The organism is Halopelagius fulvigenes (assembly GCF_055398025.1).
The window spans coordinates 295720-310052 of record NZ_AP043846.1 but is presented as its reverse complement, the minus strand read 5'-3'; the positions used below and the strand labels follow the sequence as shown (position 1 = coordinate 310052).

Sequence of the window (14333 nt, the reverse complement as noted above, 5' to 3'; positions counted from 1 at the left end):
AATGCCGCTGCTTAATATTTGCTAATGCATCTAATGCCTCTCGGTTATTTCCCCGAGAGCGCGAGGACGCTCAGCGTCTCGAAGGGGTACGACTCCCGGACGACCACGTCGTGGTCGAACCCCCGGCGTTCGGCCCTCTCGACCACCTCGTCGTACCCGGTCAGCGAACTCACCAAGAGCAGGACGACGCCGCCGGGCGCGAGTACCCGCCCCACGTCGTCCACGAACGGATCGATGAGTTCTCGGCCCGTCTCGCCGCCCGAGAGGGCCCGTTCCATCCAGTCGGACCACTTGTTGTCCGGGTCCGTCGGGAGATAGGGCGGGTTGAACGCCACGGTGTCGAACGAATCGTCGGCGAACGGATCGAGCAGGTTCGCGCGGACCACCTCGATGCCGCCGTTCCCCTCCGGGGCCGCCGCCCGCCCGCGTTCGCGCGCGCTTCGGCACGCGTGCGGGTTCACGTCGGTGGCGACGACGCTCGCTACGTCCGCCGCCTCCGTCGCCGCCTGCTCCGCGACCCACCCGGACCCAGTGCCGACCTCCAAGAACCGCCCGCGGCCGCGTTCGACGACGGCCTCCGCGAGGAGTCCGGAGTCCTCGGCGGGTTGGTAGACGTCCGTCTCCATCCCGCGTCGCTCCGCCAAGTCGTCGCCCGTCACGACCCCTCATCTCCCTGCCTCGTCCGCGACGACGACTCGCCGTCGTCGCCTCTCCCGTCGGTCGCGGGCGTCTGCGATTGGTCGCGTCGGGCGTCCGGTCCCTCGTCGGGGGTCGGGCCCTCGCCGCCCGCGAGGACGAACCCCTCCTTCTCTTCGCGCGCCATGAGTTCCTGTTGCGGGTAGGGTATCTTGATTCCCTCGCGGTCGAACGCCTCCTTGACCGCGCCGACGATGGCCGTCTGCGTCCGCCACTTGCGGCGGGCGCTGGGTCGGTCTATCCACGCGCGGACGCCGAGGAGCACCGCCGAGTCGCCGAACTCCTTGAGGACCACCTGCGGCGAGGGGAGCGAGAGCACGTCGTCCAGTTCGGCGACGGCCTCTTGGGCCACCTCGGCGGCGCGGTTCACGTCGGCGTCGTAGTCCACGCCGACTTCGACTTCGATGCGGAGTCTGCCCTTCCGACTCCGGTTGACGAGCGTCTCCGCGGAGATGACGTCGTTCGGGACCATCACGTACTCGCCGTCGAACGACTGGATGCGCGTGTTCACGATGGTGATGTCCGTCACGATACCCTCGTGTTCGCCGACTTCTATCCAGTCGCCTATCTCGAAGGGGCGCGAGAACATGAGGACGAACCCGGCGATGAGTGCGCCAAGCGTCTGTCTCGCGGCCATCCCGACGACGATGCCGAGGAAGCCCGCCCCGACGAGCAACCCGCCCAAGTCGGCGTTCCAGACGCCGAGGACGACCACGGTGGTCACGAAGTACACCGTCAGTTGGGCGAGGCGGTAGATGACCTCGCGTTGGTGGTCGCTGATATTCGGTTGACTCTGCGCCACCTCGTCGGTGAGTTGGTGGACGAGGCCGGTCACCGTGTACGCACTCACGAGGAGCAACCCCGAGAGGGCGAGTTGGACGACCACCCGCCTGCCGAACTGGTACTGTTCGTACACCTCGACGAGTTGGGCCGAGAAGCCCCAGACGCCGACGAGGAGTAGCGCGCCGCCGACGGTGACCGCCATCGTCGCCAGCGTGACGCCGACGTGCCAGACTGTGGGGGGTACCCGCGACGGCACCCGGTCGTGGAACGTGTTCGTCCGCCCCAGTACGAACGTGACGACGGCGACGACGGCGACGGTCACGGCGACTCTCGCCGTCAGCGAGGGGATGAACATCCGCGGTACGGCGAGGGGGAGGCCGCTCTCCGCGAACGCCACCGTCGCCGCCGTCGTGGATGTGTGCGTCTGCATCGGGGGAGATGAGCGTGTTCGCTACCGGCCGTGTTCGTCCGCGAGCGTCGCCAAGGCGGCGAAATCTCCGGGAGCCATGTTTCCGGCGCGCTTCCGAAGCACGTCCTCGTCGGCCGCCTCGACGACCGCCTCGGGGTCCGAGAGGCCGGAGATGTGCGCCGTGTTGCGGATGCCGTTCCGGATGGTCTTGCGCCGTTGGGTGAAAAGCGCCTTCACGAAGTCGAGGAAGAACGCCTCGTCCTCGACTTCGTAGTCTGGCTCCCGCGGCGTCACGCGGACGACGGCGCTCTGCACCGCCGGTTTCGGGGAGAACGCCTTACGCGGGACGGTTTCGACCACCTCCACGTCGCCGTAGTGCTGTGCGCTCACCGAGAGGCGGCCGTAGTCGTCGGTGCCCGCGTCGGCGGCCATCCGTTCGGCGAACTCCTTTTGGAACATCAACACGAGCGGTCGGCCCCGCGGGAGCAGTCGGAACGCTATCTCCGAGGAGATGCCGTACGGGAGGTTCGAGACGCAGGCGGTGAACTCCGGCAGTTCGACCGAGAGGGCGTCGCCCTCCAGCACGGTCAGCCGACCGCTCTCTACGTCGTCCTCGAACTCCTCGCGCAGGAACGCCGCCAGCCGACGGTCGCGTTCGACGACCGTCACCCGGTCTGCGACGCGGAGCAACCGGTCCGTGAGCGCTCCGGTCCCGCCGCCGACTTCGAGCACGTGCGACGTGTCGGCGTCGTCCGGGAGGTAGCCGGGGACCCGGTCGAGAACTCGGTCGTCGACCAGAAAGTGTTGGTCCTGCTCCGGGTCGCCCCGGACGCCCGCCCGACGGACGAGCTCGTCTGGGTCGCGCGGGGGGACGCCCGTCTCGGCGTCCGACTGCTGCTCTGTCATCGTTCGCCGTTTCGTCCGCGCGGGTGTAAACGTCTCGGGTCGCCGCGTAACGACGACTCGACGCCGGAGAAACAGCTCGGGGCTACTCGTTTCGACCGACGAACGTCTTGTACTTCAGGTCGTCGTCGCGCAGTTCCTCCATGATTCGCTCGACCAGCACGTCTTTCGGGTGGTGGAGTCCGGAGACGCGTTCCTCCAAGTCCTCGAAGCTCTCGAACGGCCCGCGCTTCCGTTCGTCGAGGATGTTGTTTCGGAGCTTCTTCCCGATTCCGGGGAGCAGGTTCAGCTGGTGGAGCCTGAGGGTTATCGGTTGGGCGTCGTTGTAGAAGTCGACGAACCGGCGTTCGTCGTCCTCGACAACCTCCTCGACCACGTACTCCAGTTCGGCGTTGGCGGTGTTCGAGAGGTCGTCGTACTCGATTTCGTACAGTTCCTCCACCGCGTCGCGTTCGCCCGGCGGGCCGACGGCGACCCGGTCCCCGATACCGAGGCCGGCCTCCTCGTCGAGGCGGAGTTCGAACAGACGGAAGTTGTCGATGCCGAGGGCGTACGCTAAGGGGGATTCGTCGTAACTGCGACTGTCCGCCTTACCGTGAGCGAGGTAGTCCAAGATGACCGCGTAGCGGACGTCGGAATCGCCTGTCGCCTCCGTGTCGGCGTCACGAGACGAGGCCTCGTGGCCCGACGAGCCGTGCTCGCCGGCGTCGGCGTCTCCGCTGTCAGGGGGCGTCATGTCAATAGATACGCCGACGGCGTATTTAAAAAGTTGGCCGTCTCAGGCGTACTTCGCTACCACGTTCAGAATCTCGTCGAGTTCGTCGCCGCTCAGGGCGTACCGCTGCTGCGCGTACAGCGAACGAAGTTCGTCTCGACTCTGCGGCAGCAAGTCGGCGATTTTGAACGCCGTCTGTTCGTCCACCTTCTCCAGTTCGAGGAGCTCCTCGACGAGTTCGCGCGACTCCTCGGGGTCGAGGACGGCGAATCGGTTGACGTGTTCGATGGCGCGTGCGAGTTCGTAGCGGATGTCGCGCTCTTCGTCCGCGGCGCGTTCGGCCTCGACATCCTGGAGGAGCGACTTGACCTCGGAGACGGTGAGGTACTCCTCGTCTACCTTCTGTTTGAAGATGGTCATCGGCGTGGGGTTTACTGCTGCGCGCGGAGGTGGGCGGCCTTGGCGATGATCGTCTTGTCCTTCCCACCGTCGTTGATCTGGATCTTGAACGCGCGGCCCTGCTTACCGATGACTTCGCCCGTGTGCCCGTTGAAGCGCGGGTGGAAGCGCCCGCCTCGGACGCTCGGGTCGATCTTGAGGTGGACCTTCTCGCCCTCCTCGAACTCCTGAATCGCACGCTGCGGCGGGGAGGTGCCGCGCTCGCGCGCCTTGTTCGAAAGCTTTCCTCGCGTGCCCTTGAGCGGACCGTTGGAACTCGGCATAGTCGTGAAGACGAATACAGGGGTCGAAGTTATAAAAGGCACGTTCCCGTCCGGAGCGTGCGTCGAACCCACGTGGACGCGCCCGCGACGGGCGGCGTTCTCCGACCGGACGGGAAGGAATTTGGGTGCCGTCCACCGAAGGGAAGGTATGACCGACGAAAGCGAGGAGCGAATCGAGACGCGCGCCATCCACGCCGGCCAGGACCCCGACGAGGAGACGGGTGCGCTCATGACGCCCATCTTCGCCAACTCGACGTACGTGCAGGACGGTCCCGGCGACCACCGCGGGTACGAGTACTCCCGGACGGGCAACCCGACGCGGACCGACCTCGAAGCGAACATCGCGTCGCTCGAAGGCGGGTCCCACGGCCGGGCGTTCTCCTCGGGGATGGGCTCTATCAACACGGTGTTGAACCTGCTGGAGGCGGGTGACCACGTCGTCACCGGCGACGACGTGTACGGCGGGACGCACCGCATCTTCACGCAGGTGTACGAGGACTACGACTTGGAGTTCGACTTCGTGGACACCACCGACCACGACGCCGTCGAGGAGGCGATGCGCGAGGAGACGGAACTGCTGTGGGTGGAGACGCCGACGAACCCGCTCATGCGCGTCAACGACATCGAGGCCCTCGCGGACGTCGCCCACGAGTACGACGCCCTCTGCGCGGTGGACAACACGTTCGCGACGCCGTACCTCCAGCGACCGCTGGAACTCGGCGCGGACATCGTCTCGCACTCGCTGACGAAGTACCTCGGCGGCCACTCCGACGTGGTGGGCGGCGCACTCGTCACGAACGACGAGGAGTTGGACGAACGACTCGGCTTCTATCAGAACTCCGTCGGCGCGACGCCCTCGCCGTTCGACTGCTTCCTCGTCCTCCGCGGGACGAAGACGCTCCCCGTGCGGATGGACCGCCACTGCGACAACGCCCGCGAACTGGCGCGGTGGTTGGAGGACCACGACGCCGTGGACAGGGTGTACTACCCCGGACTGGAGTCGCACCCCCAACACGATGTCGCGAAGAAGCAGATGGACGACTTCGGCGGCATGCTCTCTTTCGAACTCGACGGAACGCTCGAACAGGCCTCCACGCTCGTCTCCGAGACGGAGGTGTTCACGCTCGCGGAGAGTCTCGGCGGCGTCGAGAGCCTCATCGAGCAACCCGCGGCGATGACGCACGCGGCGATTCCCCGCGAGGAACGCGTCGCCGCCGGACTCTCGGACGGACTCGTCCGCGTCAGCGTCGGCGTCGAACACGTCGACGACCTGAAGGCCGACCTCGAACGGGCGTTCGACGCGGCGCTGTAACCCAACGCGGACGCTCCCGGTGCGCGGCAGACACCTAAGCGTTCGAGAAACACGAAAAAAGATATTCTTTCGGAGCACGTACGTCTGCGCATGGCGCAAGAGTACGCGACGGGCAGCGAAGCGCTTCCGAAAGAGAGCGAGACGGCGCACGCCGACGTGGACGTTCCGCACGGGGAGTCGCAGTCGGACGCGACTCACCCCGACACGACCCACATCGCCGAGCAGTTCGGCGCGGGTGCCTCCGTCGCGGTACTGGTCGGCGCTCTCGCCGGCGTCGGGGCGATGGCCGCACTCGGCACGTCCGCGGGGGCGGCGCTCGTCATCGCGTCGGGCGTCGGACTGATACTCGCTCCGCTGGTGGGTATCGCGGCGTCGGAACGCGGAGAATAGGTCGGCGCGCGAACGCCGTCCGCGCCCTCAGATACGGCCGACGTTCTCGACGGAGACGCTCTCGACGTCGTCGACGCCGTTGAACGCCTCTTCGACGGCTTCCGTGCCGCCCGCGTCGTCCGGGACGATGACCGTCGGGAGAAGCGCGATGAGGCCGAACGCGACGTTGTCGCGCTCGAATCCGTTTATCTTCGCGCCCTCGGGGAGGGACTCCTCCAGACGCTCTTGGAGTTCGTCGAGGTCGATCTCCGGGCTACTCGGCATGACCTTGAGTTTCGCAGCGACCTTTCCCATCGTTCTAGGGTCCCATGAAGCCGCAGTCGGGACATTCGTAGAGGTTACTCTGCTTGCGGCACTTGGAACAACGCGAAATTTCGTGGCCGCACTCCGGGCAGTCGAACGTCGCGGCGGACATGCCGGAGATGTTGATGCCACAGGACACGCACTGGTGGGCGTGTCGCTGTTCGGACTCGCTCATGTAGTCGATAAAGCCGTCCGCGACTTTTAACGGTTGTCTTTCCGGGTCACCCGACGAGGACGGGGCCGACGAGGACGCCCATCAGGTGGACGCGCCGCGCGCCGAATCGCGGCGGCAGGAGGCCGATGACGGCGGCGACGGCGAACGCGCACGCGCCGACGACCCCGGCGAACAGAAACGACAGCGACCACAGGAGCGCGAGCACCGAGAGCGAGAGCCGCCGGTGGGAGAACGACCGGGCGGCGCGGAGGTACCGGTCCCCGACGAGGGGGACGAGAACCGCGCCCGCGCCGCCCGCGAGGACGACGACGGCCAACAGGCCGGTCAGACCGAGGGGCACGCCGCCGGGCGCGGCGGACGCGAGGGCGACGGTGACGCCGCTTCGGGGCGCGCCGACGACGGCGAGCGATCCGAGCGCGAAGACGGCCGTCGCGGTGTTCGCTCCGCTGGTCGCGACGAGGTACGCCCGGTCCGTCGCCCCCTCGGCGTTCGGCGTCGCGCCGCCGCTTCCGCCGAGTGCCAACACCGCGGCGACGCCCGCGGAGACGCCCGGCAGGTAGCCGACGAGGACGCCGCCGCCGACGCCGGAGAGCGCCGAGCGGACGACGATACCCGGCGAGAGGCCCACCCGCCCCTCCGCCTGCGGGGGAATCGGCCCGGACGCGTCCACCGAATCGAGGACGACCGGCGCGCCGAACAGCCCGGCGAAGAGCGGCGCGAGCATCGACGCCGCGTCCGCGGCGGCCAACGGGCCGCCGGGCGGGAGGTCCAGCGTCAGAAACCCGAGTGCGGCCGCGAGGAGGAAACAGCCGACGCCGGCGACGCGCGCCCGGCGGGTCGGTTCGGCCCACACGAGGAGACAGACGACGGCCGCCAGAAGCAGGGGGAGCCACGTCCGGAGCAGGTGGGACCACTCCGAGACGAGGTGCGAGAGGGGGACGGAGAGCGGAACGGCGACGAGGAGGGCGGCGACGCTCCCCAGCGCCGACAGTCGGAGCGCCTCCGTCCCGCACCCCGCGAGGACGAGCCTGTGTCCCGGAAGCGACGCCGGGGCCGTCGCGGCGTCGGGGACGCCGAGGACGAGTCCCGGCACCACGTCGAGGAACGTGTGGACGATCCCGGCGGCGAGGATCGCGGCGGCGACGGCCGCCGGCGGCCCCGGGAGCGACGGCGCGGCGGCGGCAAGAGCGAGGGCGAACGCGTTGGCGTGCAGGCCGGGGACGAGTCCGCTCACGGAGCCGAGGGCGACGCCGCAGAGGGCGAACGCGAGCGTCGTCGCCGCGGGCGCGACGGAGACGGCGGCCGCTGGGGCGAGTGCAGTCGTCGCCGGTTCGAACGTCGACGCGGGCATCGCGGCGGAGTGGCCGCCTCACCCTACTTGAACGTTCGCTCGATTAGGTGCCGTCGGTTCGGAGTACGGTGGCCGTCGCTGGTCGGGCGGTATCGAAAGAAATGCGGATTCCGAGACGATACGAGGCGTCGGTGAGACGCCCGAGGTTCCGGGAGTTACCCGAAGAGTTCGCCGAGGCCCTCGCCGTCGGCCTCGTCTTCCTCGTCTTCCTCGGCTTCGGCCTCGTCTTCCTCGGCTTCGGCCTCGTCCTCGTCCTCGTCGGCGGTCTCGACTTCGCCACCGGCACCGCCCGCGGCGGGCGCGGGAGCGGCGGCGGCCGTCTCGACGGCCTCCTCGATGTCGATGTCCTCCAGCGCGGCGACGAGCGCCTTGACGCGGGATTCCTCGACGTCCACACCGGCGGCATCGAGCACCGCGGTGACGTTGTCTTCGTTGATCTCTTCGCCCGACTCGTTCAGGATGAGAGCTGCGTAAACGTATTCCATTGTTGAATTCCTCCGTTGTTATCCGAACATCGCTCCGAGGCCGTCCGCACCGTCGCCGTCGTCTTCGTCGTCGTCGTCGTCGTCGTCGTCGGCGTCGGCTTCCGCCTCGGCTTCTTCTTCGTCTGCCGATTCTTCGTCCGCCTCGTCCGCTTCGGGCTGGGCCGCGGGGGCCTCGACGCCGCGGAGCTCCTCGGGGAGGGCCTCCTCGTCGTCGATCTGCGCCGCGAGCGAACGGAGCTGCGCGTCGGCCTTGGCGACGAGGTCCGGCATGAGGTCCGGGTCCTCGATGGCGGCGAACAGGCCGAGGGCCTTGGCTTCGCCGGTCGCCTTGCCGAGCAGCGCGGGCGCGGTCTGGGCCGTCGGGTAGACCGCGTTGATAGAGAGGTTACGTGCGCCGGCCGCGGCGGACTGGATGTCCGCGCGGTACTCCTCGACGTCGATGGCGAGTTCGTCCGGCTCGAACAGAACGCCCTCGGAGTAGACGCCGCGGAGGTCGAGACCGACCTCCTTCGGCTCGATACCGAGTTCGCTCAGCACGTTCGCAAGGTCCTCGGAGACGACCTCGCCCTCGTCGAGGACGTGGGAGTCTTCGGTGACCTTGATGGACCCCTCCATGATGCGGGCGTTCGCGCCGACCTGCTGAAGCTCGCCGACGAAGGGACCGGGGTCCACGCCCGTGTCGCCTTCGGGGATGACGATGTCGTTCGGCGCGACTTCGCCCGCGTTGATGGGGGCGGGCGTCTTCGACGCTTCGAGTTCCTTGTACAGGGCGAACGGGTTGTCGTTCGTCCCGATGAGTGCGACCTGCCCCTCCACGTAGTCGACGAGTTCCTCCAGACCGTCGTCGACCGCTTCGAGAGCGCGGACGGTCAGCGTGTTCCGGCTCATCCGGACTTCGGCGCTGCCGTGGAGCTCTCGCCGCATCGACTGTAGCTGGCGGCTCGGGATGCCGGCGACGTCGACGACGCCGACGGAGGAGTAGCGTTCGAGGAAGTCGGTGAGCTCACCGACCTCGACGCGCTTCCACTCGGGGATGGTCTCCGTCTTGCGGACGGACTCGGACTCGCTCATGCGGGCACCTCCACGGACGGACCCATGGTCGTCTTCACGTAGATGCCGTCGATGTTGAGCGGGCCCTTTTCGAGGTCCGCTTCGAGACGGCGGATGATGACGTCGATGTTCTCCGCGATTTCGTCGGACGACATGTCCTCGGCACCCACGCGGGTGTGGAACGTCCGGCGGTCACGACTGCGGAGTTGGACCGTGTTCTTCATGCGGTTCACGGTCTCGACAACATCGTCGTCGGGCTGGAGTGGCGTCGGCATCTTACCGCGAGGACCGAGGACGGTACCGAGGTACCGACCGATGTCCTGCATCATGCTGGCTTCGGCCACGAAGAAGTCGGTCTCGTCCGCGAGGTCCTTGGCTTCGTCGGTGTCGTCACCGAGGTCCTCGAGGTCGTTACCGTCCAGTACTTGGTCAGCGACGTCCTCCGCGCGGAGCGCGGTTTCTCCGGTAGCGAACACCACAATCTGTGTGTCCTGGCCGGTACCGGATGGAAGAACGACGCTTTCGTCGACACGCTGCGACGGGTCGTTAAGGTCTAAATCGCGCAGGTTGATTGCGAGGTCCACCGTCTCACGGAAGTTCCGCGGGGGGGCCTCCTCAATTGCGCGAGAGACTGCGTCAACTATCGTATCTGCCATTATTCACCTCCGTAGTACGCAGGATTGCTCCTACGGGTCAGTGAAACAGGCTACTGCCTGCCTCGTACGACGCGAGGAGAGTTTCGGCCTTAAGTCCGTCGAAGCAATCGCCCCTCGAACGGCGGTTTTTGCGGCGGAAACGCCCGTTTCCGTGTGAACGTCCCCCACGTCGAAACGCCCGGTGGACGAACGGCGCCCGACGCCACGTGCGGACGAAAACGGAAGAGACGAACCACGGAGAGACGAACGGCGCGGAGACGGGCCCGCGGCTATCGGCGGCGACGTTCCGAAGAGAAGAACCGCTCTGGTCCCGAGCGAGCAGAGAGCGTTACTCGTCGGCGAATACGTCGTCGTACTCGCCGTCGTCGATACGCTTCTTGAACTCGCGCGGGTTGTTGCCTTCGATGGTGACGCCGAGGGACGTGCACGTCCCGACGACTTCCTTCGCCGCGTTGAGCGAGTCGTACGAGAGGAGGTCCGTCGACTTCTGGTCGGCGATCTTCTTCACCTGATCGGCGCTCAGGTCGGCGACGAAGTCCTTCTGGGGTTCGCCGGAGCCGGTTTCGAATCCGGCCTCGTCCTTTATGAGCTCCGCCGTCGGGGGGACGCCGACTTCGATGCTGAAGGAACCGTCGTCGTCGTACTCGACGGTGACGGGGACCTCCATGCCGTCGAAGGCAGCGGTCTCGTCGTTTATCTCCTGCACGACGTCTTGCACGTTCACGGGCGTCGGCCCGAGTTCGGGACCGAGCGGCGGACCTGGGTTGGCCTGCCCGCCGGGAACGAGCACTTCGATAGTTCCAGCCATACCTCAAAGGACCAATCCGCGACTTTTAACGGTTTTCTTTCGGTCGAACGGCCTGTCACGCCGACACAGGGTGCGAGAGCGCATCCGTCGCGGCGGAACGAATTTCGCCCCTCCGGTCCCGTATACGGTATGTTCTCGGAACTGGCCCCAGACCTGTTCGTCCTCTCCGAACCGCTGTCGTTCCACGGCTTCGAGATCGGTCGGAACATGGTCGTCGTCCGCCTCCCGGACGGCGACCTGTTCGTCAACTCGCCGGCGGGGTTGACCCCGGACCGCGTCGCTGCGCTGAACGACCTCGGGACGGTTCGGTACGTCACGCCGTCGAGCAAACTCCACGGTCACCTCCACATGGAGGAGTACGAACGCGCCTTCCCGGACGCGGAACTGTTCGCCGCGCCCGGACTCGACCGCCGCCGCGCGGACCTCGCGTTCGACGGCTTGCTCGGCGGGTCACCCGACCCCCGGTGGGCCGACTCCGTCGACCAGACGGCGTTTCTCGGGCACCGGTGGCTCACCGAGATAGAGTTCTTCCACCGCCCGACCGGGACGTTGATTCTGGGCGACGTCTGCTACAACCTTGGCCCCGACGCGCCCCTGAAGACTCGACTCGCGGCCCGACTCTTCGGGATGTTCGGAGGCGTCTCCGTGCCCCTCGACCTGCGGTACACCGTGAAGAACGAGGCCGCCGCGCGGCGGTCCGTCGAACGGATACTGGCGTGGGACTTCGAGCGAGTCGTCGTCGGCCACGGCCGGGTCGTCGAACGCGACGCGAAGCGTCGGGTGCGCGAGGCGTTCGAGTGGCTCTACTGACCCCGCCTCAGAGTTCGACGGCGAACGGCGCGGCGTCGGCGGCGGACTCCGCCATCGCGCCGAGAAGCGCCGCCGCGCCGTCTAGGTCCTCCGTGTCGACGACTTCGACGGGCGTGTGCATGTAGCGGTTCGGGATGCCGACGTTCAGCGAGGGGATGCCGCTTCGGGACGTGTAGAACGCGTCGGCGTCCGTCCCGGTTCGGATGCCCGTCGCTTCCAGTTGGACGGAGACGCCCGCATCCTCGGCGGCGTTCCGCGCGAGGGTCACGACGGCGGGGTGGTTCGCGCTTCCGCGGCAGACGACCGGTCCGCCGCCGAGTTCGACGGGGCCGATGCGCTTGCCCGGCACGTCCGGGTTGTCCGTCGCGTGCGTCACGTCCACCGCGACGACGGCGTCGGGGTGGAGGTCGTAGCCGACCATCTTCGCGCCCTGCGCGCCCACCTCCTCTTGGACGGTGCTGACGGCGTACACCGTCGCCTCGGCGTCGGACTCGGCGGCGCGTCGGAGGCCCGCGGCGGCGGCCCACGTCCCGACGCGGTTGTCCATCCCGCGGGCGGCGACGCGCGTCCCGTGCAACTCGCGGACGCGCGTCTCGATGGTCACCGGGTCGCCGATTTCCACGAGGTCGGACGCCTCCTCGGCGCTCTCCGCCCCGACGTCCACGAACTGCTCTTCGATGTCCTCGTAGGACTCCTCGCCCCCGTCGCGGAGGTGGATGGCCGTCTGGCCGACGACGCCCGGAACGCCCTCGGTGTCACCGGACTGCGTCCGGTTGCTCGCGGGACTCTGTCCCGTGCTGTCACCGGTGCCGCCGGTTCCGTTCGAGGTGTGGACCGTCACGTGTTGGCCCTGCGAGACGGTTCGGTCCGCCCCGCCGAGGGGGCCGATGCGGAGGAACCCGTCGTCGGTCACGTCGCGGACGATGTAGCCGATTTCGTCGGCGTGGCCGGTGAAGGCTATCTCCGGGCCCTCGCCGGACCCCTCGTGGACCGCGACTGCGTTGCCGTAGGCGTCCACCCGCACCTCGTCGGCGAACTGTTCGACGTAGTCGACCCAGACGCGTTGCCCGCGGGTCTCGAACCCCGAGGGACTCGGCGTCGTCAACAGGTCGTCGAGGAAGGCTCGTCGCTCGTCGTCCATGCCCGACGGTTCGAACAAACGGCGGATTAACGCACCGGTCGGGCACAACCTCTAATACACTTGTCGGCGTAGTGATATTGCTATGGTAGACATCACGCTCTTCGAGATCAATCTCCCAGAGGGAACGTCGTTCAACGCGAGTAACATGGTACCGCTCATCGGCGGCCGCGGGAAAGACGAGGGCGAGCAGTCCGACGACTCGCAGTCGTCCGGCCTCGAAATCGGCGGCATAAGCGGGACGTCCGACTCCGACTCCGAGTCCGGTTCCGACTCCGGGCCCGAATTGAAGTCCCTGTCCGGCGACTCGGAGCCCCAGTCCGGCGACTCCGGGTCCGACTCGTCCGGCGGCCGCGGAAAGGCCGCGCCCCTCCTCGGGTTGCTCCTCTTGGCCGCCCTCGCGGTGGCCGCCCGGACGCTCATGGGCGGCGGCGACGAGGATGTCGAGGAGTTAGAGGAGCTCGACGACCTCTCGGAGATGGACGTCGAAGCGGGCGAGTAACCCGCCTCCGCGACGCCGACACCCGGGCTTTTTCTTCGACGCGCCGACGACTCGCGCGCCGACGCGGTCGGATAGTCTTAAGCGGCGGCCGAGAAATTCCACGAACATGACCGTCTCCAGCGCTCCCGGGAAGGTGTACCTGTTCGGGGAGCACGCAGTCGTCTACGGAGAGCCCGCGGTCCCCTGCGCAGTCGAGCGACGGGCGACCGTCACCGTGGAGGCGCGCGAGGACGACCGCATCCGCGTCGAAGCCAGCGACCTGAGCCTCGACGGGTTCACCGTCGAGTACGGCGGCACGACCGACCGGAGACCGGACGTGGACGTGCCCGCGTCGCTCCTCGACGCCGCGACGGGGTACATCGACGCGGCGGTCGAACAGGCTCGCGACGCCGCCGACGCGCCGGACGCCGGGTTCGACGTGACCATCGAGAGCGACATCCCCCTCGGGGCGGGCCTCGGGTCCTCCGCCGCCGTCGTCGTCGCCGGCATCGACGCCGCGACGCGGGAACTCGGCGCGCCACTCGACAGGGAGGAACTCGCCGACAGGGCGTACCGCGCCGAGTACGAGGTGCAGGACGGCGAGGCGTCCCGCGCGGACACGTTCTGTTCGACGATGGGCGGGGCCGTCCGAATCGAGGGCGACGACTGCCGCCGCATCGACGCGCCGAACCTGCCGTTCGTCGTCGGATTCGACGGCGGCGCGGGCGACACGGGCGAACTCGTCGCGGGCGTCCGCGCCCTCCGCGAGGAGTACGGCTTCGCCGCCGACACCGTCGAGAGCATCGGCGACATCGTCCGCCGCGGCGAGGCACTCCTCGCGGACGCCGACCCCGAGGCGACGCCGACGGAGGGTCTCCTGACGGAACTCGGCCGCCTGATGGACTTCGACCACGGCCTCTTGGAGGCCCTCGGCGTCTCCTCGCGGACGCTGGACAACATGGTGTGGGCCGCCCGCGAGGCGGGCGCGCACGGCGCGAAACTCACCGGCGCGGGCGGCGGCGGATGCATCGTCGCCCTCGACGAGACGCAGGAGACGAGCACCGCGCTTCGCTACACCGCCGAGTGCGAGAACGCGTTCCGCGCGGAACTCGACAGAGAGGGCGTCCGCGTGGAGGGGGCGTAGAC

General features: G+C 68.0%; 19 protein-coding genes. 5 read left to right on the top strand and 14 right to left on the bottom strand.

What is annotated here, in order from left to right; genetic code table 11:
* Positions 1 to 44 precede the first annotated feature (44 nt).
* The 6 genes from ACZ522_RS05935 to ACZ522_RS05910 all read right to left on the bottom strand — a co-directional run bounded on the left by ACZ522_RS05935 (position 45) and on the right by ACZ522_RS05910 (position 4228).
* Complete coding sequence (locus tag ACZ522_RS05935) at positions 45 to 626, bottom strand: HemK2/MTQ2 family protein methyltransferase (RefSeq protein WP_464391815.1); 582 nt, start codon at positions 624 to 626, stop codon at positions 45 to 47.
* Between the two features lie 29 nt (positions 627 to 655).
* A complete protein-coding gene (locus ACZ522_RS05930) occupies positions 656 to 1909 on the bottom strand; it encodes a mechanosensitive ion channel family protein (RefSeq protein WP_379694048.1) in 1254 nt (417 codons plus the stop codon).
* Between the two features lie 21 nt (positions 1910 to 1930).
* Positions 1931 to 2794, bottom strand: a complete 864-nt coding sequence (locus tag ACZ522_RS05925) for a 16S ribosomal RNA methyltransferase A (RefSeq protein ID WP_379694051.1) — start codon at positions 2792 to 2794, stop codon at positions 1931 to 1933.
* A gap of 82 nt (positions 2795 to 2876) precedes the next feature.
* Positions 2877 to 3527 carry a DUF655 domain-containing protein gene (locus ACZ522_RS05920; protein WP_379694054.1) on the bottom strand — a complete coding sequence of 217 codons (651 nt, stop codon included), beginning with the start codon at positions 3525 to 3527 and terminating at the stop codon, positions 2877 to 2879.
* 42 nt (positions 3528 to 3569) lie between these two features.
* Positions 3570 to 3926, bottom strand: a complete 357-nt coding sequence (locus ACZ522_RS05915; RefSeq protein WP_379694057.1) for an RNA polymerase Rpb4 family protein — start codon at positions 3924 to 3926, stop codon at positions 3570 to 3572.
* A gap of 11 nt (positions 3927 to 3937) precedes the next feature.
* Positions 3938 to 4228, bottom strand: coding sequence for a 50S ribosomal protein L21e (locus ACZ522_RS05910; protein WP_379694059.1), 291 nt, complete (start codon positions 4226 to 4228; stop codon positions 3938 to 3940).
* 148 nt (positions 4229 to 4376) lie between these two features.
* On the opposite strand from ACZ522_RS05910, the gene ACZ522_RS05905 reads away from it, so the two are divergent.
* Together ACZ522_RS05905 and ACZ522_RS05900 are read left to right on the top strand one after the other, a co-directional pair.
* Complete coding sequence (locus ACZ522_RS05905; protein WP_379694061.1) at positions 4377 to 5540, top strand: cystathionine gamma-synthase; 1164 nt, start codon at positions 4377 to 4379, stop codon at positions 5538 to 5540.
* A 90-nt stretch (positions 5541 to 5630) separates the two neighbouring features.
* A complete protein-coding gene (locus ACZ522_RS05900; RefSeq protein WP_379694063.1) occupies positions 5631 to 5930 on the top strand; it encodes a hypothetical protein in 300 nt (99 codons plus the stop codon).
* A gap of 27 nt (positions 5931 to 5957) precedes the next feature.
* On the opposite strand, the gene ACZ522_RS05895 is transcribed toward ACZ522_RS05900, so the two are convergent.
* The 7 genes from ACZ522_RS05895 to ACZ522_RS05865 form a co-directional block, all read right to left on the bottom strand.
* Entirely contained in the window at positions 5958 to 6224 is a 267-nt protein-coding gene (locus ACZ522_RS05895; protein ID WP_092533755.1) for an elongation factor 1-beta, read from the bottom strand.
* 4 nt (positions 6225 to 6228) lie between these two features.
* Positions 6229 to 6408, bottom strand: coding sequence for an HVO_2753 family zinc finger protein (locus tag ACZ522_RS05890; protein ID WP_092533758.1), 180 nt, complete (start codon positions 6406 to 6408; stop codon positions 6229 to 6231).
* A 46-nt stretch (positions 6409 to 6454) separates the two neighbouring features.
* Positions 6455 to 7759: a tripartite tricarboxylate transporter permease gene (locus tag ACZ522_RS05885; protein WP_379694066.1), complete on the bottom strand. Its 1305-nt coding sequence runs from the start codon at positions 7757 to 7759 to the stop codon at positions 6455 to 6457.
* A 155-nt stretch (positions 7760 to 7914) separates the two neighbouring features.
* Complete coding sequence (gene rpl12p / locus ACZ522_RS05880) at positions 7915 to 8244, bottom strand: 50S ribosomal protein P1 (RefSeq protein WP_379694069.1); 330 nt, start codon at positions 8242 to 8244, stop codon at positions 7915 to 7917.
* Positions 8245 to 8262: 18 nt separating this feature from the next.
* Positions 8263 to 9315, bottom strand: a complete 1053-nt coding sequence (locus ACZ522_RS05875; RefSeq protein ID WP_379694072.1) for a 50S ribosomal protein L10 — start codon at positions 9313 to 9315, stop codon at positions 8263 to 8265.
* Positions 9312 to 9950, bottom strand: a complete 639-nt coding sequence (locus tag ACZ522_RS05870; protein WP_379694075.1) for a 50S ribosomal protein L1 — start codon at positions 9948 to 9950, stop codon at positions 9312 to 9314. The genes ACZ522_RS05875 and ACZ522_RS05870 overlap by 4 nt, the downstream gene beginning before the upstream one ends.
* A gap of 328 nt (positions 9951 to 10278) precedes the next feature.
* Positions 10279 to 10758 (bottom strand): 50S ribosomal protein L11, encoded by a 480-nt coding sequence (locus tag ACZ522_RS05865; RefSeq protein ID WP_379694078.1) that lies wholly within the window; start codon positions 10756 to 10758, stop codon positions 10279 to 10281.
* Positions 10759 to 10887: 129 nt separating this feature from the next.
* On the opposite strand from ACZ522_RS05865, the gene ACZ522_RS05860 reads away from it, so the two are divergent.
* The gene (locus ACZ522_RS05860) at positions 10888 to 11568 is read left to right on the top strand and encodes a DUF4336 domain-containing protein (RefSeq protein ID WP_379694081.1); all 681 of its coding nucleotides are present in this window, start codon (positions 10888 to 10890) and stop codon (positions 11566 to 11568) included.
* Positions 11569 to 11575: 7 nt separating this feature from the next.
* Here ACZ522_RS05860 and ACZ522_RS05855 read toward each other — a convergent pair whose 3' ends face one another.
* A complete protein-coding gene (locus tag ACZ522_RS05855) occupies positions 11576 to 12709 on the bottom strand; it encodes a M20/M25/M40 family metallo-hydrolase (protein ID WP_379694084.1) in 1134 nt (377 codons plus the stop codon).
* Between the two features lie 82 nt (positions 12710 to 12791).
* Between ACZ522_RS05855 and ACZ522_RS05850 the strand changes: the two genes are divergently transcribed.
* Both ACZ522_RS05850 and mvk read left to right on the top strand, forming a co-directional pair.
* Entirely contained in the window at positions 12792 to 13208 is a 417-nt protein-coding gene (locus ACZ522_RS05850; RefSeq protein ID WP_379694086.1) for a hypothetical protein, read from the top strand.
* A 106-nt stretch (positions 13209 to 13314) separates the two neighbouring features.
* On the top strand, positions 13315 to 14331 hold the full coding sequence (gene mvk / locus ACZ522_RS05845; RefSeq protein WP_379694089.1) for a mevalonate kinase: 1017 nt from the start codon (positions 13315 to 13317) through the stop codon (positions 14329 to 14331).
* Positions 14332 to 14333: the final 2 nt, after the last annotated feature.